The sequence below is a fragment of the Roseovarius sp. W115 genome, assembly GCF_032842945.2.
In the GTDB taxonomy this organism is placed as follows: Bacteria; Pseudomonadota; Alphaproteobacteria; order Rhodobacterales; family Rhodobacteraceae; genus Roseovarius; species Roseovarius rhodophyticola.
In genome coordinates, this window is the sequence record NZ_CP146606.1 from 839,775 (window position 1) to 859,622 (window position 19,848).

Sequence of the window (19,848 nt, forward strand, 5' to 3'; positions counted from 1 at the left end):
ACTTATCGCACTGTGACGCAGATCCCCAAAGCGCCGCTCTATCTGGGCCTTGCTGGCACTTTGCCGTTTTTGTGGAGTGCTGCGACGGTTTTATTGCCGAGCCTGTCCGATTGGACAGTCGCCACGCTTGGGGCGCGCTTTGCAGGGCCTTATGTGGGGCTCTTTTACGGCGCGGTGATCCTGAGTTTTATGTCCGGTGTGCTTTGGGGGTTTGCCACAAAACTGCCCGAGGCTGACGCCCCCAAAGGGTATGCCCTCTCAGTTCTGCCGGCCTTGTGGGTGTTTTTCACCCATGGAGGCGGTGCATTTCAGGCAGGGCAGCTTTTGATTCTCGGATTTGCAGCTATCTTACTGCTGGACTGGCATTTCTGGAAAGCCGGGGTTGCGCCATCATGGTGGATGCGCCTGCGCCTTTTGATCACAGCGGTGGTGATCCTGTGCCTGACAATTGGAGTGACGCAATGAGCCAGGATGACGAAACCATTCGGGTCTACAGCGCTGAGGCGGATCGCTATGCAAAGGTCTTCACGCCGCCTGAAAATGATCCGGCACTCATGGCGTTTCTGGAAAGCCTTTCGCCCAACAGCGCCCTTCTTGATCTGGGATGTGGCCCAGGATTTGCGGCAGCTTACATGGCCAAGGCAGGCCACAGCGTCACGGCCACTGACGCGACCCCGGAAATGGTTGAAATGGCGGCGGCGCATCCCGGCGTGACAGCCGAACTGGCCACCTTCGATGACATCTCTGGCACTGATATTTACGATGGTATCTGGGCCAATTTCTGCCTTTTGCACGCGCCCCGCGCTGATTTGCCCAAACACCTTTCGGCGCTGTCAAAGGCGCTCAAACCCCGTGGACTTTTCCATATCGGCATGAAAACCGGCGCGGGTGAGAAACGCGACGGCATCGGACGTCTCTATACCTATGTCACCGAAGACGAGTTGCGCGGGCTTTTGCGAGACGCCGGTTTGACGCCCCTTGACAGCCGCACCGGCGCGGACCCTGGCCTTGATGGCACCGTCGCTCCTTGGGTCACCATGCTGGCGCGTGCGGATGCCTGAGCTTTTTGCCTATACCGATGGGGCCTGTTCAGGCAATCCCGGCCCTGGGGGCTGGGGCGTGCTGATGCAGGCCAAGGATGGCGAGGCGGTTGTGAAAGAGCGAGAGCTTCAGGGCGGCGAGGCGGAGACCACCAACAATCGCATGGAACTGCTTGCGGCCATCCATGCATTGGAAACCCTGTCCAAGCCATCCTCCATCACCATTGTGACAGACAGCGCTTATGTAAAAAACGGCGTCACCGGTTGGATCCATGGCTGGAAGCGCAATGGCTGGAAAACCTCGAATAAGAAACCTGTCAAGAATGTCGAGCTGTGGCAGCGTCTAGATGAAGCCGCTTCGCGCCATGATGTGATCTGGGAATGGGTGAAAGGCCATGCAGGACACCCGGAAAACGAACGCGCAGATGAGCTGGCGCGCGCTGGCATGGCCCCTTTCAAGCCGGAAAAGTAAGCCTGGGTTTCACTGTTCGAAAAATACTCAAAACCCGACGTGACACGCGCGCGCCTATTTGCGTTTTTGCAGCGCCTGATACATCCAGATCACCACAAAGGCCCCAACGACCGCGCCGATGATCCCGCCCAATAGGCCCAGAACGGCCAAAGCGCCTTGCAGGATGAAGCCACCCACCAAAGCGCCAGCTATGCCAATGCCGATGGTCACAGCCGGGTTGGCCTCAATCCGCATCATCCGGGTAGCAAAATACCCTGCCACAGCGCCGACGATCACAAGGTAGATCAATCCCATGGTCTATCTCCCTTTGCGCCAATGTGTCGGCACGATAATAAGCGCACCTATCGAGGACAGGATGGCGTCAAACCCCGGCGTACCAAAGCGGAAGCCGAACATGATCCGCACAAAGTAAAACAGGAACGCCCCACCGACACAGATGATGATGGATGGTAAGTATCCGTTTCGGGTGAATCCAGATTTCTCGCTTACATATCCCACGATCCCGGCGATCACGACCGTGCCAAAAAGCTGCAAAAACATCTGCTCATCCTATTTTTTAGGTTTGACGCTATGCTGGCGGCTTTGACGCAGTAAGGCAAGCGTCGCTGGGTATTTGGGACAAGAAAGAAGCAGGATTGGGCGGCTCAGAGCCGTGTGCCTTTGGGCAAGGGGAAGCCGCGCAAAAAGGTGTCGCGATCTTGCGGGCCTTTGCCCGCCCGTTGCAGACGGAGTATTTCGACGGCACCTTGCCCGCAGGCGACGGTCAATGCATCGTCCAGGATTTCGCCCGGCGCGCCACACCCACTGGCCACGCGTGATGCAAGGAATTTTAGACGCTGTCCCTTCACATCGCACCACGCACCGGGGAAAGGCGACAGACCTCGAATATGCCGATCCACCTCCGCCGCACGCCAGGCCCAATCAATGCGCGCCTCGGCTTTGTCAATCTTGTCGGCATAGGTCACGCCGCTTTCTGCCTGAGGTTCAGGGTTTAGCTTATCCAGGTTTTCAAGTGCTTCGACAATCGCCGCGGCGCCTATGTCAGACAGTCTGTTGTGCAATTCACCGGTGATTTCTTCAGCTCCAATCGCGGTGGTTTTGCGCAAAAGAACCGGCCCTGTGTCCAGCCCCGCCTCCATCTGCATAATGCAGACACCCGTCTCAGAATCTCCCGCCATGATCGCGCGATGAATAGGAGCCGCCCCACGCCAGCGCGGCAAGAGGCTGGCATGAATGTTGAGGCATCCGCGGGTTGGGGCATCGAGAATGGCCTGAGGCAGGATCAGCCCGTAGGCCACCACCACGGCAACATCGGCATTCAGTGCAGCAAATTCCGCCTGCGCGGCTTCATTCTTCAGATTAACGGGATGGCGCACGTCCAACCCCAACGCCTCGGCGCGCACCTGCACGGGGCTGGGGCGGTCTTTCTTGCCACGACCCGCCGGGCGCGGGGGCTGGCAATAGACGGCAGCAATCTCATGGCCAGCATCCAACAGCGCATCAAGCACCGGCACGGAAAAGTCCGGGGTTCCCATGAACACGATGCGCAGTGGTGTGGTGGTCATTTGCCGGCTCGCTTCCGTGCCCTTTTCAGCACCATATCGCGTTTCATCTTGCTCAGCCGGTCAAAATACATCCGGCCCTCAAGATGGTCGATCTGGTGCTGGACGCTGGTGGCCCAGAGACCGACAAAGTCGCGCTCTTCCATCTCGCTCGTCTCGTTCAGGAACCGCACGGTCACGGCGCGGGGGCGGGTGATTTTGGCGTAGACACCGGGCAGGTTGGGGCTGGCTTCCTCGTGGTCGCGCATCTCTGTGCTGGCGTGCAAGATTTCGGGATTGGCCATACGCACCGCCTGACCCCGTTCGTCCGAGGCGTCCACCACGGCCAGCCGAAGCATCACACCGATCTGCGGAGCGGCCAAGCCAACGCCCGGCATGGCATCCATCGTCTCGATCATATCGTTCCAGATGGTGCGGATCTCATCGGTGATCGTATCCACAGGGTCGGCCGCCGTGCGAAGCCGCTTGTCAGGCCAGATGACGTAGGGCCGTGTTGGCACGCCGCGCTACTCCCGCGCCTTTTCGCGCTTTAACTTCTGCATCTTGCGCGTGATCATCTGCCGTTTGATCGGACCCAGGTAATCGATGAAGAGCTTGCCGTTGAGGTGATCAATCTCGTGTTGCACACATGTGGCCCAGAGCCCATCGAAGGTCTCGGATTGCGCATTGCCATCGCGGTCGATCCACGCCACCTCCACCACCTTTGGCCGGGTCACTTCGGCGAAGTGATCGGGGATGGAGAGGCACCCCTCTTCGTAGACGTTTGTCTCGTCTGAAGAGGCCACGATTTCCGGGTTAAACATGACCAAGGGACGAGGATCTACATCGGCCTCTTCATCCTTGGCGCAGTCGAGCACGATCAACCGGTTGAGACTGCCCACCTGCGGTGCGGCAAGCCCGATCCCGGGCGCATCATACATCGTCTCAAGCATGTCATCGGCCAGTTCACGCAACTCATCGCTGAGATCGGCGACCGGATCACAGTGCTTTTTCAAGCGTGGATCAGGGTGGAGGACAATGGGACGTAACATGGAGGTTCATTTAGGCGATTGCACGCGCGCCTGCAACGCCATAGCTTGCGACAATCACCACAAACAAGCCTCGCCGGAGACCCCTATGAATTTTGACGAGTTGATCGAGCGCCGCGGCACGCAATGCGACAAGTGGGACAGTATGGAAACCAAGTTTGGCGTCCCGGCTGAAGATGGGCTGGCCATGTGGGTCGCTGACATGGATTTCCGCCCGCCTGCCTGTGTTACCGATGCGTTGCGCGGGATGCTCGGTCATGGTGTTTTTGGCTACTACGGCAGTGATACGAACTATCGTGAGGCGATCTGCTGGTGGATGCAGACACGGCATGGCTGGACGATCGACCCAACTTGGATTTTCACGACGCATGGATTGGTCAATGGCACAGGCATGTGCGTTGAAGCCTTTACCGAGCCAGGGGACGGTGTGGTGCTGTTTACGCCAGTCTACCATGCTTTTGCCCGCGTTCTGAAAGCAGCCGAGCGCAAAATCGTGGAATGCCCGTTGGTCAATAATGACGGGCGATATGAAATGGATTTCGACGCCTATGACGCGATCCTTGATGGCAGTGAAAAAATGGTCGTCCTGTGTTCGCCGCACAATCCCGGCGGGCGTGTCTGGACCAAGGAAGAGTTGGAAGGCGTGGCCGCATTTGCCCGCAAGCATGACCTTATTCTGGTGTCTGATGAGATTCACCATGACCTCGTCTTTCCCGGTTCAAAACATACGGTGATGGCCCATATCGACGGGATTGAGGACCGGCTTGTGATGATGACGGCCACCACCAAGACCTTCAACATTGCTGGCGCGCATTCGGGCAACGTGATTATCGCTGATGACGCGTTGCGCGCGCGCTTTGCCAAACGAATGGGTGCGCTTGGCATGTCGGCCAATTCCTTTGGCGTGGTCATGGCCGAGGCGGCCTACACCGCGCAAGGCGCAGAATGGGTCGATGCGCTGTTGGAATATCTTGATGGCAACCGAAAAGTGTTCGATGCAGGTGTGAACGCTATTCCCGGGCTACGCTCGATGCCGCTCGAAGCGACCTACCTGTCGTGGGTGGATTTCTCGGGCACGGGCATGGCGCGCGACGCGTTCACCAGTCGGGTTGAACATACCGCCAAGATCGCCGCCAATCATGGCCCGACTTTTGGCAGCGGCGGGGAAAATTTCCTACGCTTCAACATCGCAATGCCGCGCGTGCGGGTGGAAGAGGCGGTTGAGAGGTTGCGCGGGGCCTTCTCAGATTTGCAATGACACCGCTCTGCCTGCATGGCTATCGGTTCAGCGTTTACACACGAATTGTGCGGATTGTTCTTCTCGAAAAAGAGCTGGAATACGCATACTCGGAAGTGGACCCTTTCCTGAACACTCCTGAGCCTGCCCTGCACCCTTTTGGCCGCGTTCCAACGCTGACGCATGGACCCGCTACACTTTACGAGACATGCGCGATTACGCGGTATCTTGATGCAGAGTTTGACAGCCCCGGCTTGACCCCATCCGATGCTTTGTCGCAGGCGCGCATGATGCAGGTTATCTCCATCGTTGATAACTACGCGTACTGGCCTTTGGTGCGACAGGTCTTTTCGCACAGCGTGTTCCGCCCAATCGAAGGGGAAGCGTCAGACCCTTTGGAAATAGAGATGGGCCTGAAGGCTGCGGAACCTGTGCTTGAAGCTTTGGACGTGATTGCCGCAGAGGGGCGGGTCCTCGTGCCGGACCAGTTCACGCTTGCATCCGCACATCTGATACCGATGCTCGACTACTTCACACGTGCACCGGAAGGCGCAGACGCCCTCCAGAAGCACCCAAATCTTTCGCACTGGCTTGAGGTCACGCAGCAGCGCCCATCCATCACCGCCACGTCACCTGTTTTGAGTTGAGTTCTTTCAAACCTTAGAAATCAAGGCCACCGGCGCGTTATCTGCACGCTCGAAATCCACTGGCTGTTCGCTGCCTGCTTCGTTCACGACTTTCAGCTCAAAGCGCATTTCGGGGCCTTCTTCCTCTGACGCAACAATGAGACAGCGCGACAGATGGTGTGCGCCATCATAGAGGTCCACAAGCCCCCGCAGATGCGGTGCGGTTTCGGCATGAAGCGCAAAACCCCCATCCCAGGCCCGGATCACAGAATAGCTTTGATTGCCTGCTTCGACGCGCAGGCGTCGGCTTTTTTGCAGGCCACGTTTGCGGGCATCTTCAAGCCCGGCCTGAACTTCAGCAGAGAGAAACGTCGTCATGGCATCCCCAGAATCACACAACCAACTGGGGCAGGATGTAGGGCTAAACTATGACAGTCACGTTAAAATTCCGCTGCAGCGCAGTAAAACGCCGCCGCGGCGCAACAATACTACCCATCGGATGCCACTGTTGCGACTCGGGGTCTCAATACATGCGGGATCGCAGCATCGTATAGCGCACTTTCCGTGAACTCTGCGATTTCGCCCAGCACGGGGCCCACCAGGATCAGCGCCGTGCGCGTGATCTTTTCGGCGCGCACCTTTTCGCGGATGTCACTCAGAGTGCCGCGAATGAACATTTGATCGGGCCAGCCAACGCGATAGGCCACCACCACAGGGCAATCCGCGCCATAATGTGGAGTCAGGACACGTTCAATTTCGCGAAATGCGCGCACGCCCAGATGAATGGCCAATGTTGTTCCGGTCCGAGCGAAATTTTCCAGTGTTTCACCCTTGGGCATCGACGTTGACTTCATCGACACACGCGTGAGCACGATAGATTGTCCGATCTCCGGCACGGTCAGTTCCTGACCAAGTGCAGCGGCGGCAGCTGCATAGGCGGGCACGCCGGGAACGATCTGATAGTCTATGCCTTCTGTCCGCAGGCGGCGGATTTGCTCGGCAATGGCTCCGTAAAGCGAGGGATCGCCGGAATGCACCCGCGCCACGTCCTGGCCTTTGGCATGGGCGGCCACGATCTCGGCATGGGTTTCATCGAGTGTCATGGGGGCCGTGTCCATCACCCGCGCGCCTTGCGGGGCACAGGCGACCACTTCGGCCGGCACCAGCGAACCGGCATAAAGGCAAACGGGGCATTCCCCGATGATGCGCTCAGCCTTTTTGGTCAGAAGTTCGGGGTCCCCCGGACCTGCGCCAATGAAATAGACGGTCATTGTCCCAAAAGCCCCTTCAACTGATTGTTCTGGTAGTAGCAGACACAGACCTGTCCACCGGCGCCATGTGCGCCCATAAAGACACCGTCGGCGTCCGAGATATAGGCGCATATGGCCTGAAACTCCGCCAGACGCGTGGCATCAATGGGACCACCGCGGCTCAGCAGGTCTTCGATCTCCTGGCGCTCACCAAATTGCTGCACGGCCCAGGCGGCCTGTTGCATCGGCTGCGGCACATCAGGGTGCCCCCAGCCCCACATCCAGGACCCGTCATCGGAATAGGTGCCCACCACTTGTGCATCAGCGGCAACCTCTGGCGCGCCGTCAAAGACAAAGCTGATGCGACCCTTTTTGAGGTTGAGGCGGTAGTCGCTGACATCGCCCAACCGCTGCGCCAATTCTGACCCGGCCATACGCGTCTTCAGATGGAACTCCGCATTGACCGCAAGCGCCTTGTAGCTTTCCGGCAGTTGCGTTGCCCCGCCATCCGCCATGCGCCCTGCAAATTCCAGGAGGATTTCGTTCATGCGATGCCCTTTTTGTCGGATAAGTCGCCATCAATCTTGCGCGCGTAGCCGCGTGGCGTGAACATGCGCGGCCCTTGGCCCAGCTGTGCCAAACGGGAATTGGAGGAACCCACAAGAACTACAGTGAGCATATCGACCTCGTCCACCTGCAGATCTTTGAGTTTGCGATAGCGCACATGCTCTTCAGGACGCCCCAAATTGCTGGCCAGCATCACGGGCGTGTCCGCCGGACGATGTTGGAGCAGGATATCGCGTGCCTCAGCCAGAAGAGTGCGGCGTGTTTTGCTGACCGGGTTGTAGAAGGCGATGACGAAATCACCCTCGGCTGCAGCCTTGAGACGGCGCAGGATGTCGTCGCGTGGGGTGAGTAGATCACTCAGACTGATGGTGCAGAAGTCATGCCCCAAAGGGGCCCCCGCCCGCGCTGCGGCCCCTTGCAGGGCACTGACACCGGGCGAGCAGATCACCTCGACGCGGTGTGCCGCATCAGAGACGCCTTCATTCTCGGGACCTCGGTCCAAGAGTTCAAAGACCAGTGCTCCCATGGCGTAAATGCCCGCATCGCCCGAACAAACCAGCGCCACGTTGCGCCCTTCCGCCGCCCGCTCCAACGCATAACGGCACCGCGCCTCTTCACCGCCCAACGGAAAGTCAGAGCGTGTCTTGACCGCCGCGAGCGGACCTAGCAGGTCGATGTAGAGCCCGTAGCCGACCAGCTCTTCTGCCTCCGCCACCAGCTTGGAGACTTCCGGCGTGCGCCAGCTGGATTGGCCGGGTCCGATGCCCACCACGCTCAGTTGCCCGCGCGCCCGGCCTTTCATTTCCATCGGGACATGGTTTGCACGCGAAATACTGCATGTGCAGGTTGCATTCTTGCGTTTTTCAACCACAAGCTCTCCGCCCATGGCCAATGCGGACCCTTCTGCCACACCGTGGCAGCCGACCTCAGCGAAGACCACGTCTGAAGGGTTGGCGAGCTTATCGGCCTGCGCCTCAAGCTCTGCCGGGGTGAAGACACGCATTGGCACACCCAAGCGCTGCGCCAAGGTATTCACGGCAGGCTCATCGGCTTTGATGTCCACAGTGGCAACAGCCGCAACAGCGCCTTGCGCAACACCAGCCGTTTGCAACGTCTCTGTTACCAAATCCCAAAGCGCTTCGGGGTCCGCATTGCGCGCGCAGCCCACACCGACCACATAGGATTGCGGGTGATAGACCAACCGATGCTCAGAAGGGGTTTGCGGGGCATCACTTACCACAAGCTCAACAGCGCCGCCTGTCTCTTCCACGCCAAAGATGTTGTTACCTGTGACACGGACGCCTGCGCCATTCAGCAAAGCCGCCATCGCAGCTTTTGCATCGCCCGGATTGACCAAGCGATATCCCTCTGGCGGCTCATCCAACGCCACGCCCATGGCCACGTCACCTGCAGTGGTGACCGCGGCTGTGGCGCCCAGTTCTTCAGCGATGAGAGAGGCCAGGCGGTTCGCGCCCCGATGCCCTCCGAGGAGGGGCACGACGACCGCACCATCGTCGCTCACCGACACAACGGGTGGCTCTTTGGTCTTGTCGCTCAACACCGGTGCCACCGCGCGGATCAGAATGCCGCTGGCGCAGACCCCCACAACCGGCACACCGGCTGCAAAAAGATCGCGGGCATGATCCAATGCATTTGGGAAGAACGCGTCTGCCTGCGCTACCCTGCCCTCACGCCCGTGCACCTGCGCGCCCAGACTGACGGCCACCCGATGCGCCACCGCTTCACCGGATCGGCTGAGGGCCAATACAACAGGGGTCACAGCCATGGATCGGCTCCTTTGGTCAATAAGATCATCGAGAAGTAAGGTGCCTTTTCCGGCGCATCATTGAGCGGGCAGACAACTTCATCCGGCAGGCTGGCGCGTTCGACATAGACGGCCTGATCTGTGAAACCCAAAGCGTCAATGACCGCGCGAATTTTACTCAAATGCCGCCCGACCTTCATGATGGCCACGCTTTCCGCGCCTTCAATTCGGCTGCGTAACTCATCCTCCGGCAAAGGCCCCGGCAAGACGGTCAGCCGCTCATTGCGCGCAGCAAGCGGCAGGCCTGCACGCGCGGCACAGGTGGTCACCGATGTGACACCCGGCACGACCTCGACCTCATAGCGCTGCGAAAGTCTTGCAAAAAGATACATGAAAGAGCCGTAAAAGAACGGATCGCCTTCGCAAAGGCAGATGACATCATTCCCGGCATCAAGCGCCTCAGAGATGTCCGCAGCGCCCTGATCATAGGCCGCTTGAGCAGGGGTACGCTCGGGTGTCATGGGCACGTCCATGACGATCTCTCGAGCGTCAGCAGGGATGACACCAGCCGCAATCGAGCGTGCGAAACTCTGCGCTCCGGCCAGCGTGGGGTATGCTATTACCTGTGCGCCTGAGATCAAACGATGCGCCTTTAGCGTCATCAGTTCCGGATCCCCCGGCCCCAACCCGATGCCGTAAAGCCTACCGGGCATGGTCACCCCCGGCTTTCACTGTTCTGTAAATACTCTCATGTTGGCCTCGGACCCTCATCGCTTCACAAGGCTCCACTGTGTGACCGGCATCAAGGGGCGCCATCCGGTCAATCCACCCACAGGTTCTGCGCGCTGCACCGAAAGCTTAACCAATTGCCCGCCATGCTGTTTGTGCAACGCCAGCAACACCGCTTCGCTTTCCAGGGTGACGGCATTGGCAACGAGCCGTCCTAAAGGCCGCAGCGCCTTCCAGGTCGCGTCAAACACCTCTGCACTTAGCCCACCGCCAATGAAAACAGCGTCGGGGGCGGGCAAACCTTCAAGGGCAGCCGGAACCGTTCCGTCAACCAGTTCGAGTTTCGGCACACCCAAAGCCAAGGCATTGGCTGCTGCCATGGCCCGGCGGTCTGCGCGTGGCTCAATCCCAATCGCCCGGGCATAACGGGCACCGCGCATCCATTCCACCGCGACCGAACCGCACCCTGTGCCGATATCCCAAAGCAAAGCGCCCCGCATCGGCATCAGTTTGGCCAAAGTGGCCGCGCGAACCTCCTGTTTGGTCATGGTGCCATCGCTTTGGAAAAGCGTGTCCTCCAAACCCGGCACACGCGGCAAGAGCGCGGCGTCGGGGGCGGCGATGCAATCCACGGCCAATGTGTTAAAGGCCGGTACTCTATGCGACCAGCTTTCTGCGGTGCCGTCAAAACGCGCCTCATCTGAGCCGCCCATCGCCGCCAACACGGTCATGTTGGATGCTCCAAAACCGCGTTCGGTCAGAAAGCGCGCGATCTGTGCCGGTGTTTCTTCTCCAGTGGTCAGGATCAAGAGCCGTGCGTCAGGCTGGATGAAAGCGATCATCTGCTCAACGGGACGACCATGCACGGTGAGTGTTTCTACATCCGGCAAGCTCCAGCCCATGCGCGCAGCGGCCAGTTGGAAGGCTGAGAGCTGCGGATGATAGGTGATTTCGGCGGGATCAATTTCGCGCCCGATACGCGCGCCCACCGAGAACCAAAGGGGGTCTCCCGTCGCCAGAACCACCACGCGACGACCCTGAAACCCACGAAGCATGTCGATGAGCGCGTCAAACGGGCTCGGCCAGGCCACGCGTTCTGCTGTCACGGCCTCTGACAGCAAATGGTGTCGATCCCCACCAACGATCACCTCTGCGGCTTCGACCACGGCGCGGGTGGCAGGCAGCAGGCCTTCAAGCCCGTCTTCGCCGATGCCGACAATATGCAGCCAGGGATCAGACATGGCGTTCGGAGAAACTTTTTTGAAAAGTTTCGCCAAGTCTTTTCTGAAAAGACTTGCTCATCGTGTGTCTCCTTCCGGAATACCTGCAGCCAGCGCGTTCACAGCAGCCGAGGCCATGGCAGAGCCGCCGCGCCGACCGCGCAGCGCGACAAACTCACAGTCGCGGGGGTTGGCAGCGAGTTCCGCCTTGCTCTCCGCCGCGCCCACAAAACCCACTGGGAATCCAAGGATGACCGCCGGTTTTGGTGCACCCTGTTCGAGGAGTTCCAACAAATGGAAAAGCGCTGTGGGCGCATTGCCGATGGCCACGACAGCACCATCGAGGTGCTCGGCCCAGAGCTCAACTGCAGCCGCTGAGCGGGTGTTGCCAATACCGGCGGCGATGCCTGGCACGCGTGGGTCGTTGAGGGTGACAATGACCTCGTTGTCGGCAGGCAAGTAGCGGCGGATGATACCAGCGCCGACCATTTCACAATCGCAGAGCACGGGCTTACCCGCCTGCAAAGCCGCGTGGCCCGCGTCATAGGCGGTTTCTGAGAACGCCAGCCGGTCAGCGACCTCAACCATGCCGCAGGCGTGGATGAGCCTTATGGCCAGTGCCTCAAGCCCCGGACCAAACCGCTCCAGCCGGGCTTCGCGCCGTACTGTGGCAAAGCTTTCGGCATAGATTGCCGATGGGTTTTTCTCGTAGGGGCGCAAGGTCAGGTCGGGGCCTCCGGCGGGGATATTTTCAGGCAAAAAGAAAGCCGCGGTCAGGCTTTGGTTTTACGCGCGCTTTCGGGCCCATGCGGGTGTTTGGCATGGGGGTATTCCGCGTGATGATGATGGTGGTGATGATCATGATCGTGGTGGTGATCGTGGTGATGGTGATGATGATGCGCCTGCATTTCAAGGCGGCACATGCCGGTGCAGAACGTGTCGCAGAGCTTGCAATCTTCGACGTTGGACCCCGGCGCGCTGGCGCCCTGGCCTTCCACATGGTGATGGTGGCTTTCCTGCACCGCGCCCACTTCAGCCTCAAAGCCCAGCACGGCGGTGCGGTACTTGCACATCACACAAGTGGGCGGCGGGACATCACCAAAGGCGGGGTGTCCCGCACCTTTTTCGGCAGTGAGAATGGCACGTTGGGCGGGCGTGATCTTTTGCGGGTCCTGCCCTTCGATGGCGAGAATCTGCGTGCGGTACTGGCAGGTGCCGCAATTGGGCGGCGGCACGGCTCCCACCTGTTCGCGGACACGTTCAGCGAAGGTTTCCAGCACTTTGGGATGGTCGCCGAGATAGCCCGCTTTGACGAATTGCTGCGCAGGGTATTCAGCCGCGACCTGATCGGTGAAACCATAGATGCGGTCAATCAGGATGCCAGAGAAGAGGAAGTACGGAAAGACGACCACGCGTTTATAACCCAGTTTCACCACATGCTGCAGACAGGGTTCAACCAGCGGGAATGTCACGCCCGAATAGCCCACCTCGCACCAGCCAAAGCCCATACCTTCGTGCAAGAGCCGCGCGATTTTGGCGACGTTGGAATTGGCGTCAGGGTCAGAGGCCCCGCGTCCGATGACCACAAGACAGGTGTCGTGGCGGCTGACCGGGCCCTGTTCAGCGTCTGCTTTGGCGAGTGCGTCTTCGATGCGGCCTCCGGCGGCGGCAATCATTTTGGGGTCAACACCCAGTTCACGGCCATAGCGCACGTCGATGTCGTGTTTCGCGGCATAGGTGTTCAGAACCGTGGGGATATCATTTTTGGAATGCATTGCAGCAAAGAGCATGCCCGGCACGGCAAGGATGCGCTCACAGCCTCTCTCGCGGAGGTTGTCGAGGCCATCACGAATGACCGGGTTGGCAAATTCGAGATAGCCGTATTCCATCTCCCAGTCAGAGGGCAGAAGGGGGGCAGCTTTTCGGCCAGTGTGGCAAACTCATCAACCGCCGATTGGCTGCGCGAGCCGTGACCACAGATCATCACACCGGTTTTCATCGCGCTACGCCTCCTGTGGCTCGTCGTCTTCGAGGGGCGCGTCCGACGTGTTTTCCGCGTTTTCTTTGGATTTGCGCCCCTTGGCAGCCCAAAGGCCCAGTGCCGCCGCAGCAGCCAACGCACCCGCGGAAAGCCAATGCCCGTGGCCCGCGACTTCGGCGAGATGTCCAGGGTGGGCCAACGCCGCGCCTGGCAAGAGCAGCGTCAGAAGTGCAAAGAGCCGGTGCATAAGAGGTCTCCCTTCCGCGTTCATCGTGCCACTGGGCGAACCACAAAGGAGGCCATGGGCGCGCATGCGCCCCGACGATCATGCGTGAAAGCCCCCTAGTTGGGTCGGCTCTTTGGCATGCCCCTTTCCGGCCCGCTTTGGGCACCGTCTGGTTCGTCTATAGGCCCGCATGGTGCGCCGCGCAAACAGAGAATCGCCGTGCGACACTCGGATTACGACATGTGCAGCGCTGCACGGCAGGTGCGCGAGCATGTGGGGATGTTGGATGCGGCAGCGCGCGCTAGTTAGCGGTACAAAGGAGATCACACATGGGACAACTGGTTGACGGAGTCTGGCAGGACACCTGGTACGATACCAAATCCTCAGGCGGTGCGTTCAAGCGCAGCACCGCGGCGTATCGCAATTGGATCACAGCAGATGGAAGCGCCGGACCCACAGGAGACGGCGGGTTCAAGGCCGAAAGCGGTCGGTATCACCTTTACGTCTCACTGGCATGTCCATGGGCGCATCGCACATTGATCTTTCGCGCGTTGAAAGGTCTTGAGCCGCATATCGGGGTGTCTGCGGTGCATCCGGACATGATGGCGGATGGGTGGAGCTTTGCCACGGATTACGAAGGGGCCACGGGCGATCAGCTTCATGACCTGCCCTTTGCCCGGGACATTTATCTCAAGGCCGATCCCAAGACGTCGGGCCGCGTGACTGTGCCGATCTTGTGGGACCGGGAGCGAGAGACGATTGTGTCCAACGAATCCTCAGAAATCATCCGTATGTTCAATTCGGCCTTTATCGGCATCACAGGAAACACCGATGACTATTGGCCCGAAGACATGCGCGACGAGATCGAGCCGGTCAATGAACGGATCTATTCAACGCTTAACAATGGGGTCTACAAGGCCGGGTTTGCGACCAGTCAGGAGGCTTATGACGCGGCAGTTGTGCCACTGTTTGACACGCTGAGCTGGCTTGAGGCGCGGCTGGCCACGTCGCGCTACCTGATGGGGGATCGGATCACCGAAGCAGATTGGCGGCTTTTCACGACGCTTATCCGGTTTGACCTGGTCTATCATCTGCATTTCAAATGCAATCTGGCGCGGATTGTGGATTATCCAAACCTATGGGGATATCTGCGCGAGCTTTATCAATGGCCCGGTGTGCGCGAGACGGTGAATTTCGATCACATCGTACGGCATTATCACTACAGTCATGACACCGTGAATCCGCATCGGATTATCCCGATCAATCCGGTACTGGATTTCGATGCGCCGCATAAACGAGAAGTCTTGCGCTAGCCCGCGATGACAGGCACTCAGCTTGCATGAGTGCCCATCCGCTTCATAATCCTCCGCTGGCCGCCGGGTTGACCCTGGCAGCGGCGGCATTCGTGGCGGGCACCACGCTTTTGGCCAAGGCGTTGGGCACAGATGCGCTTGGGCCTGCGCTGCATCCATTGCAGATCAGCCATGGACGGTTTCTTTTCGCGCTCGTGGCGATATTGGTTTTTGTGGCGGCCACGCGGCCTCGGTTGACCCGGCCCCACATCAAGCTGCACATCCTGCGATCTTGTTTGGGGTGGGGCGGTGTGACGCTGATGTTTGCGGCGGCGGCCTTTATTCCGCTCTCTGACGCCACGGCGATCAGCTTTCTCAATCCGGTGTTTTGCATGGTGCTGGCGGTACCGATCCTGGGCGAACGGGTTGGCCCGGTGCGGTGGACAGCAGCACTGATTGCACTGATTGGCGCGGCGATCCTGACGCGGCCGGGCGCGAGCACGGTGGAGCTTGGTGCCTTTCTCGCGCTCGGAGCGGCGATGCTTTTCGGGGCAGAGCTTATTGCGATCAAGAGGCTGGCAGGGAGTGAGGCACCGGTGCAAATTCTTTTGATCAACAACATTATCGGGCTGTGTATTGCGACTTTGGCAGTGCTCTTTGTCTGGGCCGCGCCCACGCTTATGCAATGGCTGGCGCTGGCGGCTCTTGGCGTGCTGATGGCGGCAGCGCAGGCATGTTTTGTCAACGCGATGGCGCGCGCGGATGCCAGTTTTGTGGCACCGTTTTTCTATGCGGCCCTTGTTTTTGCCGCCGCTTATGATGCGGCTGTATTTGGCGTCTGGCCGGATACGGTTTCGGTGGTTGGAGCGGCGGTCATTCTTGCAGGTGCGGGGCTGTTGGCGTGGCGCGAGGCCATGGTGAAGGGGAAGGTTTCTGGATAGGTGTCGTATGAGGTGTTTGGCGGGGGGATTGGCGGGGTGAAACTCCGCCCTACCGGTGAACCTGATGGGGGGCCTCTGGCCCTCGTGCCGCGTCTTAACGCAATCGTCATGCTGGTTGCCTCTCGCGGCATTCCCTTTCTGCGCCGGTCGGGCTAGGGGTTGCGCATGCGTCTATTTCTCCTCACGGCTCTGACCATGGTGGCCTTTGCCGCCAATTCCATTCTAAACCGGATGGCCCTTGCCGGGGGTCATATTGATGCGGTGAGTTTCGGAACGATCCGATTGGCCTCGGGTGCGCTAATGCTGGCGCTCTTATGCGTGCTTTTTCGCGGAGGCTTAAAGCTCGGAGGACCTGCGAGACTGGTGGGTGTTATCGCCCTGCTGATCTACATGTACGGCTTTTCCAGTGCTTACACGTCGCTAGATGCAGGACTTGGCGCACTCATCCTGTTTGGCATGGTGCAGATCACCATGTTTGCGGCGGCTTGCCTGACCCATGAAGATATGCCGGCTCTGAAATGGATCGGCGCGGCATTGGCGCTTGTGGGGTTGGCCTGGCTCATCTGGCCGGGACCGCAGGCTCAGGTGAGCCTGTGGCATGGCGGATTGATGGCGATTGCGGGCATCGGGTGGGGGTTCTACTCTCTCGCGGGGCGCAAATCGCGTGACGCGCTGCAGGCGACGGCGGCGAATTTCGTTTTGGCCACGCCTTTTGGCATTCTGGCCCTTTGGGTTTTGCCCGCGCCAGCCGAGGCTGTGGAGATGAACAGCACCGGCATTGCACTGGCCATTCTGGCGGGCACAGTGACCTCTGGGCTGGGCTATGCGCTTTGGTACACGGTCCTGCCAAGCCTCGCCTCTTCTGTCGCGGCGGTGGCGCAACTGACCGTACCGGTGATTGCGCTCTTGGCGGGTGTCGTTTTGCTGGGCGAGGTCGTGACGCTTCGAATAGTGCTTGCCTCGGCTCTGATCCTCGGCGGTGTGGCTTTGTCGGTTTTGGCGAAAAAGCCTGGGTGAGTGAAGTCAGCCCACGATTTCTTCCAAAGGGTCATAGCCAAAGCCGCGGTTGAAGGCGACGTCCGGCAGGCTGTCGGGTTTGAGGCGAATATCGGCGAGTTCCCTACGGGTGAAAAAACGCCGTTGGGTAACGACATTTTCCGGGTCAGCCCAGCCTTCGGTCAAGGTTCCTTCAATGATCTTGCCGCGAAAGAACAGATCGACCTGATGAAATCCGCGCTCCGGATCGTGAAATTCATTGATGAGGCAGGGCGGGCCGACCTTGATGCGCAAACCCGTCTCCTCATGCACTTCGCGTGTCAAGTTATCGGGCAAGGACGCGCCCGGTTCTGCCCCACCACCCGGCGCGCACCATAGGTCGCTTTGACCACCGGGATACGCATTCACCAGCAAAAGCCGATCTTCATGTACGATCACCGCACGGGTGGCAAGGCGTATGGGCATAACGTTACGGCCTTTCAGTGGATTGAGGGCTGTTTATGCGGGGCAAAACCCCTTATCTCAAGGGTATGAAACGGATTTTGACCGTGCTTGCCCTGTTGTTGCCTGCGCCTGCATATGCAGATTGCGTGGTGCTTTTGCACGGGCTGGCGCGGACGCAAGCGTCGCTCTTGATCATGGAAGAGGCGTTGCAGGCCGAAGGGTATGTCACGAAAAGCCCGAGCTATGCATCGACCTCGGCAGAGATTACGCGGCTTGCGGATACAACCCTGCCCGATGCTGTGGCGGCCTGCGAGAAGGATCGTATTCACTTTGTCACACACTCCATGGGCGGCATTCTTCTGCGCTATTGGCTGGCCGAGAACCGCCCCGACAAGATGGGGCATGTAGTCATGCTCGCCCCCCCGAACCAAGGCTCGGAAGTGGTCGATCAGCTGGGTGCGCTGGAGCTTTTTGAGTGGCTCAACGGCCCGGCCGGGCAACAGCTTGAAAGCGGACCAGAAGGGTTTGTCGCGTCACTGCCTCCGGTCGACTATTCCCTTGGGGTGATTGCCGGGACGCAATCGCTCAATCCGTTTTTCTCGACCCTTATTGAGGGGCCTGATGATGGCAAGGTAAGTGTCGACTCAACCAAGGTCGACGGTATGGCCGATCATATTGAGTTGCCGGTCAGCCATACGTTCATGATGAACAACGCCTATGTGATCGCGCAGGTCTCGGAATTTCTCAGGGAGGGTAAGTTTGATCCCGATCTGGACCTTACAGATTTCCTTTGGGGGAAACCGAGTGAGCCTTGATCTGCGGCTTGTGGGGGCGGAAGTTCTTGCACCCGATGGGATGGGCGATGCGCCGTTGCGCCTTGGGGATGGTCTTGTGCAACAAGACTCGCCGGGGCGCGAGGTCGATCTCAGTGGTTACATGATCCTGCCGGGGATCGTGGATGTGCATGGAGATGCTTTTGAAAAGCATCTGGCACCGCGCCGGGGGGCGATGAAGGATATTGATCAGGGGTTGATCGCGGCGGAGGCTGAGATTGCCTCGAACGGGATTACAACCGCGACTTTGGCGCAGTTCTATTCCTGGGAAGGGGGCATGCGGGGAGCGGAATTTGCGGCGCGCGTGTTTGAGGGCCTGCGCACGATCCGTCCACGGGTCGGCACCGATCTGCGGCCGCAGTTGCGGTTCGAGATTTCGATGGTTAAGGACTATGACACGGTGGTGGACTGGATTCAGCGCCACGACATCCCCTATCTGGTCTTCAACGATCATCTGCCGCATGAAATTCTCGCCAAAGGCAAGACGCCTCCGGGGCATGTGGGCAAGTCGCTGCGCATAGGCAAGAACCCGGACCGGCATCTGGAAGACATCATGGCGCTGCATGCCGGGATGGACCGGGTGCCTGCCGCTCTGGATGCGCTTTGCGCGCGGCTGGCGGAGATGCCGGTGCGCTTGGGCAGTCATGATGATGCGACGGCAGAGGCGCGCGAGGTCTGGCATGCGCGCGGGGCGCAGATTGCCGAGTTTCCCGAGACCCAAGTGGCCGCCGAGACGGCGCAGACGCAGGGCGACCCGGTGATCTTGGGGGCGCCCAATGTCGTGCGGGGCGGGTCGCACAAGGGCAATGCAAGTGCTTTGGAGTTGATCATGCTGGGGCTCTGCGATGCGCTGGCCTCGGACTATCACTACCCCTCGCTCAAACGCGCGGCGTTTCTGGTGGCGGATGGCGGCGTGATGGAGTTGGGCGCGGCTTGGGGGTTGATCTCAACAGGGCCTGCACGGGTGTTGGGGTTGGACGACCGGGGCGATTTGCGGCCCGGGAAACGCGCCGATCTGGTGGTGCTGAACCCTGAGAGCCGGGATGTGTGCGCGACGCTATCTGCCGGGCGCGTGACCTATATGAAGGGCGATGTGGCGGGGCGGTTTGTGGGGTGAGTTAAGGGCCAGCGACAGACCGTGTGCTTTTGTTACTCAAGATACCATTCGATCAGCTCGAAGAACGAATTCCATGTCGCCTCGCACTTCCCATCTGCAAGGTCTTTGAATTGGGTCACTGACAGATCGTAGACTTTACGATCAAGCAGGGAATAGAGAATGAAACCTTCACCTTCCCCTGATGTGAGACAGATATAACCATCTGGAAGCTCATAAATATCACGCGCGAATTCTGTTGTCCGAAAGATTTGACGCGTTGGCGAACAGAGGTCCATGAGCTCCGTTAGTTGTTTGCTTAGGACAGCGCCGAGTTTGTACTTTTCAAAGAAGACTTTGACTTGGTCATGCTCTTCGAGGCCAAGTTCAATCAAACTATCTTCGACTTCCTTAAGATGCTCACCTTGCCTCGACACGGAAAGGCCCTGTGCCCGCATTCCTACCAAAATCTTATCAGTTAGCATTTTGTTGCTTCCTGCATGAGCACCATGTTTTCTTAAAAAGAAAACGGGCCAAAGTTTTTTG

At 59.2% G+C, this 19,848-nt stretch carries 26 protein-coding genes; 10 read left to right on the forward strand and 16 right to left on the reverse strand.

Annotated features, from left to right (window positions below; all coding sequences use genetic code 11):
* The first annotated feature begins 12 nt into the window (after window positions 1-12).
* Genes RZS32_RS04235 through rnhA form a run of 3 tightly spaced genes read left to right on the forward strand, consistent with a single transcriptional unit; the run spans window position 13 to window position 1,512 of the window.
* Window positions 13-465: a DUF3429 domain-containing protein gene (locus RZS32_RS04235; RefSeq protein WP_317055785.1), complete on the forward strand. Its 453-nt coding sequence runs from the start codon at window positions 13-15 to the stop codon at window positions 463-465.
* Window positions 462-1,061: a class I SAM-dependent DNA methyltransferase gene (locus RZS32_RS04240; protein ID WP_317055786.1), complete on the forward strand. Its 600-nt coding sequence runs from the start codon at window positions 462-464 to the stop codon at window positions 1,059-1,061. The genes RZS32_RS04235 and RZS32_RS04240 overlap by 4 nt, the downstream gene beginning before the upstream one ends.
* Window positions 1,054-1,512, forward strand: coding sequence for a ribonuclease HI (gene rnhA, locus RZS32_RS04245; protein WP_317055787.1), 459 nt, complete (start codon window positions 1,054-1,056; stop codon window positions 1,510-1,512). Before RZS32_RS04240 ends, rnhA begins: the two co-directional genes overlap by 8 nt.
* A gap of 54 nt (window positions 1,513-1,566) precedes the next feature.
* Here rnhA and RZS32_RS04250 read toward each other — a convergent pair whose 3' ends face one another.
* From RZS32_RS04250 to def (RZS32_RS04270), 5 genes are all read right to left on the reverse strand, one after another.
* The gene (locus RZS32_RS04250; RefSeq protein WP_317055788.1) at window positions 1,567-1,806 is read right to left on the reverse strand and encodes a GlsB/YeaQ/YmgE family stress response membrane protein; all 240 of its coding nucleotides are present in this window, start codon (window positions 1,804-1,806) and stop codon (window positions 1,567-1,569) included.
* A gap of 3 nt (window positions 1,807-1,809) precedes the next feature.
* Window positions 1,810-2,052: a hypothetical protein gene (locus tag RZS32_RS04255; protein ID WP_317055789.1), complete on the reverse strand. Its 243-nt coding sequence runs from the start codon at window positions 2,050-2,052 to the stop codon at window positions 1,810-1,812.
* 104 nt (window positions 2,053-2,156) lie between these two features.
* Window positions 2,157-3,062 carry a methionyl-tRNA formyltransferase gene (gene fmt / locus RZS32_RS04260; RefSeq protein WP_317057843.1) on the reverse strand — a complete coding sequence of 302 codons (906 nt, stop codon included), beginning with the start codon at window positions 3,060-3,062 and terminating at the stop codon, window positions 2,157-2,159.
* Window positions 3,063-3,073: 11 nt separating this feature from the next.
* Window positions 3,074-3,574, reverse strand: a complete 501-nt coding sequence (gene def / locus RZS32_RS04265; RefSeq protein WP_317055790.1) for a peptide deformylase — start codon at window positions 3,572-3,574, stop codon at window positions 3,074-3,076.
* A 6-nt stretch (window positions 3,575-3,580) separates the two neighbouring features.
* Window positions 3,581-4,105: a peptide deformylase gene (gene def, locus RZS32_RS04270; RefSeq protein ID WP_317055791.1), complete on the reverse strand. Its 525-nt coding sequence runs from the start codon at window positions 4,103-4,105 to the stop codon at window positions 3,581-3,583.
* 85 nt (window positions 4,106-4,190) lie between these two features.
* On the opposite strand from def (RZS32_RS04270), the gene RZS32_RS04275 reads away from it, so the two are divergent.
* Both RZS32_RS04275 and RZS32_RS04280 read left to right on the forward strand, forming a co-directional pair.
* Window positions 4,191-5,360 carry a MalY/PatB family protein gene (locus tag RZS32_RS04275; protein ID WP_317055792.1) on the forward strand — a complete coding sequence of 390 codons (1,170 nt, stop codon included), beginning with the start codon at window positions 4,191-4,193 and terminating at the stop codon, window positions 5,358-5,360.
* Window positions 5,357-5,986 carry a glutathione S-transferase family protein gene (locus RZS32_RS04280; RefSeq protein ID WP_317055793.1) on the forward strand — a complete coding sequence of 210 codons (630 nt, stop codon included), beginning with the start codon at window positions 5,357-5,359 and terminating at the stop codon, window positions 5,984-5,986. The genes RZS32_RS04275 and RZS32_RS04280 overlap by 4 nt, the downstream gene beginning before the upstream one ends.
* Before the next feature lie 6 nt (window positions 5,987-5,992).
* Here RZS32_RS04280 and RZS32_RS04285 read toward each other — a convergent pair whose 3' ends face one another.
* From RZS32_RS04285 to RZS32_RS04325, 9 genes are all read right to left on the reverse strand, one after another.
* Entirely contained in the window at window positions 5,993-6,343 is a 351-nt protein-coding gene (locus RZS32_RS04285; RefSeq protein WP_317055794.1) for a hypothetical protein, read from the reverse strand.
* A 110-nt stretch (window positions 6,344-6,453) separates the two neighbouring features.
* Complete coding sequence (cobM, locus tag RZS32_RS04290; protein ID WP_317055795.1) at window positions 6,454-7,236, reverse strand: precorrin-4 C(11)-methyltransferase; 783 nt, start codon at window positions 7,234-7,236, stop codon at window positions 6,454-6,456.
* The gene (locus RZS32_RS04295) at window positions 7,233-7,763 is read right to left on the reverse strand and encodes a DUF6882 domain-containing protein (protein ID WP_317055796.1); all 531 of its coding nucleotides are present in this window, start codon (window positions 7,761-7,763) and stop codon (window positions 7,233-7,235) included. The genes cobM and RZS32_RS04295 overlap by 4 nt, the downstream gene beginning before the upstream one ends.
* Entirely contained in the window at window positions 7,760-9,568 is a 1,809-nt protein-coding gene (cobJ, locus tag RZS32_RS04300; protein WP_317055797.1) for a precorrin-3B C(17)-methyltransferase, read from the reverse strand. The genes RZS32_RS04295 and cobJ overlap by 4 nt, the downstream gene beginning before the upstream one ends.
* Window positions 9,559-10,260 (reverse strand): precorrin-2 C(20)-methyltransferase, encoded by a 702-nt coding sequence (cobI, locus tag RZS32_RS04305; RefSeq protein WP_317055798.1) that lies wholly within the window; start codon window positions 10,258-10,260, stop codon window positions 9,559-9,561. Before cobI ends, cobJ begins: the two co-directional genes overlap by 10 nt.
* Window positions 10,261-10,314: 54 nt before the next feature.
* Window positions 10,315-11,517, reverse strand: coding sequence for a precorrin-6y C5,15-methyltransferase (decarboxylating) subunit CbiE (gene cbiE / locus RZS32_RS04310; protein WP_317055799.1), 1,203 nt, complete (start codon window positions 11,515-11,517; stop codon window positions 10,315-10,317).
* 57 nt (window positions 11,518-11,574) lie between these two features.
* Window positions 11,575-12,216 carry a precorrin-8X methylmutase gene (locus RZS32_RS04315; RefSeq protein WP_317055800.1) on the reverse strand — a complete coding sequence of 214 codons (642 nt, stop codon included), beginning with the start codon at window positions 12,214-12,216 and terminating at the stop codon, window positions 11,575-11,577.
* A gap of 53 nt (window positions 12,217-12,269) precedes the next feature.
* Window positions 12,270-13,385 (reverse strand): sirohydrochlorin chelatase, encoded by a 1,116-nt coding sequence (locus RZS32_RS04320; protein ID WP_422395935.1) that lies wholly within the window; start codon window positions 13,383-13,385, stop codon window positions 12,270-12,272.
* Between the two features lie 114 nt (window positions 13,386-13,499).
* Complete coding sequence (locus RZS32_RS04325) at window positions 13,500-13,724, reverse strand: DUF6732 family protein (RefSeq protein WP_317055801.1); 225 nt, start codon at window positions 13,722-13,724, stop codon at window positions 13,500-13,502.
* A 308-nt stretch (window positions 13,725-14,032) separates the two neighbouring features.
* Here RZS32_RS04325 and RZS32_RS04330 point away from each other — a divergent pair, with 308 nt between their 5' ends.
* The 3 genes from RZS32_RS04330 (at window position 14,033) to RZS32_RS04340 (ending at window position 16,953) form a co-directional block, all read left to right on the forward strand.
* Entirely contained in the window at window positions 14,033-15,016 is a 984-nt protein-coding gene (locus tag RZS32_RS04330) for a glutathione S-transferase family protein (protein WP_317055802.1), read from the forward strand.
* 26 nt (window positions 15,017-15,042) lie between these two features.
* Entirely contained in the window at window positions 15,043-15,936 is an 894-nt protein-coding gene (locus tag RZS32_RS04335) for a DMT family transporter (RefSeq protein ID WP_317055803.1), read from the forward strand.
* A gap of 165 nt (window positions 15,937-16,101) precedes the next feature.
* Window positions 16,102-16,953, forward strand: a complete 852-nt coding sequence (locus tag RZS32_RS04340; protein WP_317055804.1) for a DMT family transporter — start codon at window positions 16,102-16,104, stop codon at window positions 16,951-16,953.
* Between the two features lie 6 nt (window positions 16,954-16,959).
* Here the strand turns inward: RZS32_RS04340 and RZS32_RS04345 are convergent, their stop codons facing one another.
* Window positions 16,960-17,397 carry an NUDIX domain-containing protein gene (locus RZS32_RS04345; protein ID WP_317055805.1) on the reverse strand — a complete coding sequence of 146 codons (438 nt, stop codon included), beginning with the start codon at window positions 17,395-17,397 and terminating at the stop codon, window positions 16,960-16,962.
* 35 nt (window positions 17,398-17,432) lie between these two features.
* Between RZS32_RS04345 and RZS32_RS04350 the strand changes: the two genes are divergently transcribed.
* Together RZS32_RS04350 and RZS32_RS04355 are read left to right on the forward strand one after the other, a co-directional pair.
* Window positions 17,433-18,191, forward strand: coding sequence for an esterase/lipase family protein (locus tag RZS32_RS04350; protein ID WP_422395936.1), 759 nt, complete (start codon window positions 17,433-17,435; stop codon window positions 18,189-18,191).
* A gap of 40 nt (window positions 18,192-18,231) precedes the next feature.
* Window positions 18,232-19,326: an alpha-D-ribose 1-methylphosphonate 5-triphosphate diphosphatase gene (locus tag RZS32_RS04355; RefSeq protein ID WP_422395955.1), complete on the forward strand. Its 1,095-nt coding sequence runs from the start codon at window positions 18,232-18,234 to the stop codon at window positions 19,324-19,326.
* A 32-nt stretch (window positions 19,327-19,358) separates the two neighbouring features.
* Here RZS32_RS04355 and RZS32_RS04360 read toward each other — a convergent pair whose 3' ends face one another.
* Window positions 19,359-19,787: a hypothetical protein gene (locus RZS32_RS04360; protein WP_317055807.1), complete on the reverse strand. Its 429-nt coding sequence runs from the start codon at window positions 19,785-19,787 to the stop codon at window positions 19,359-19,361.
* Window positions 19,788-19,848: the final 61 nt, after the last annotated feature.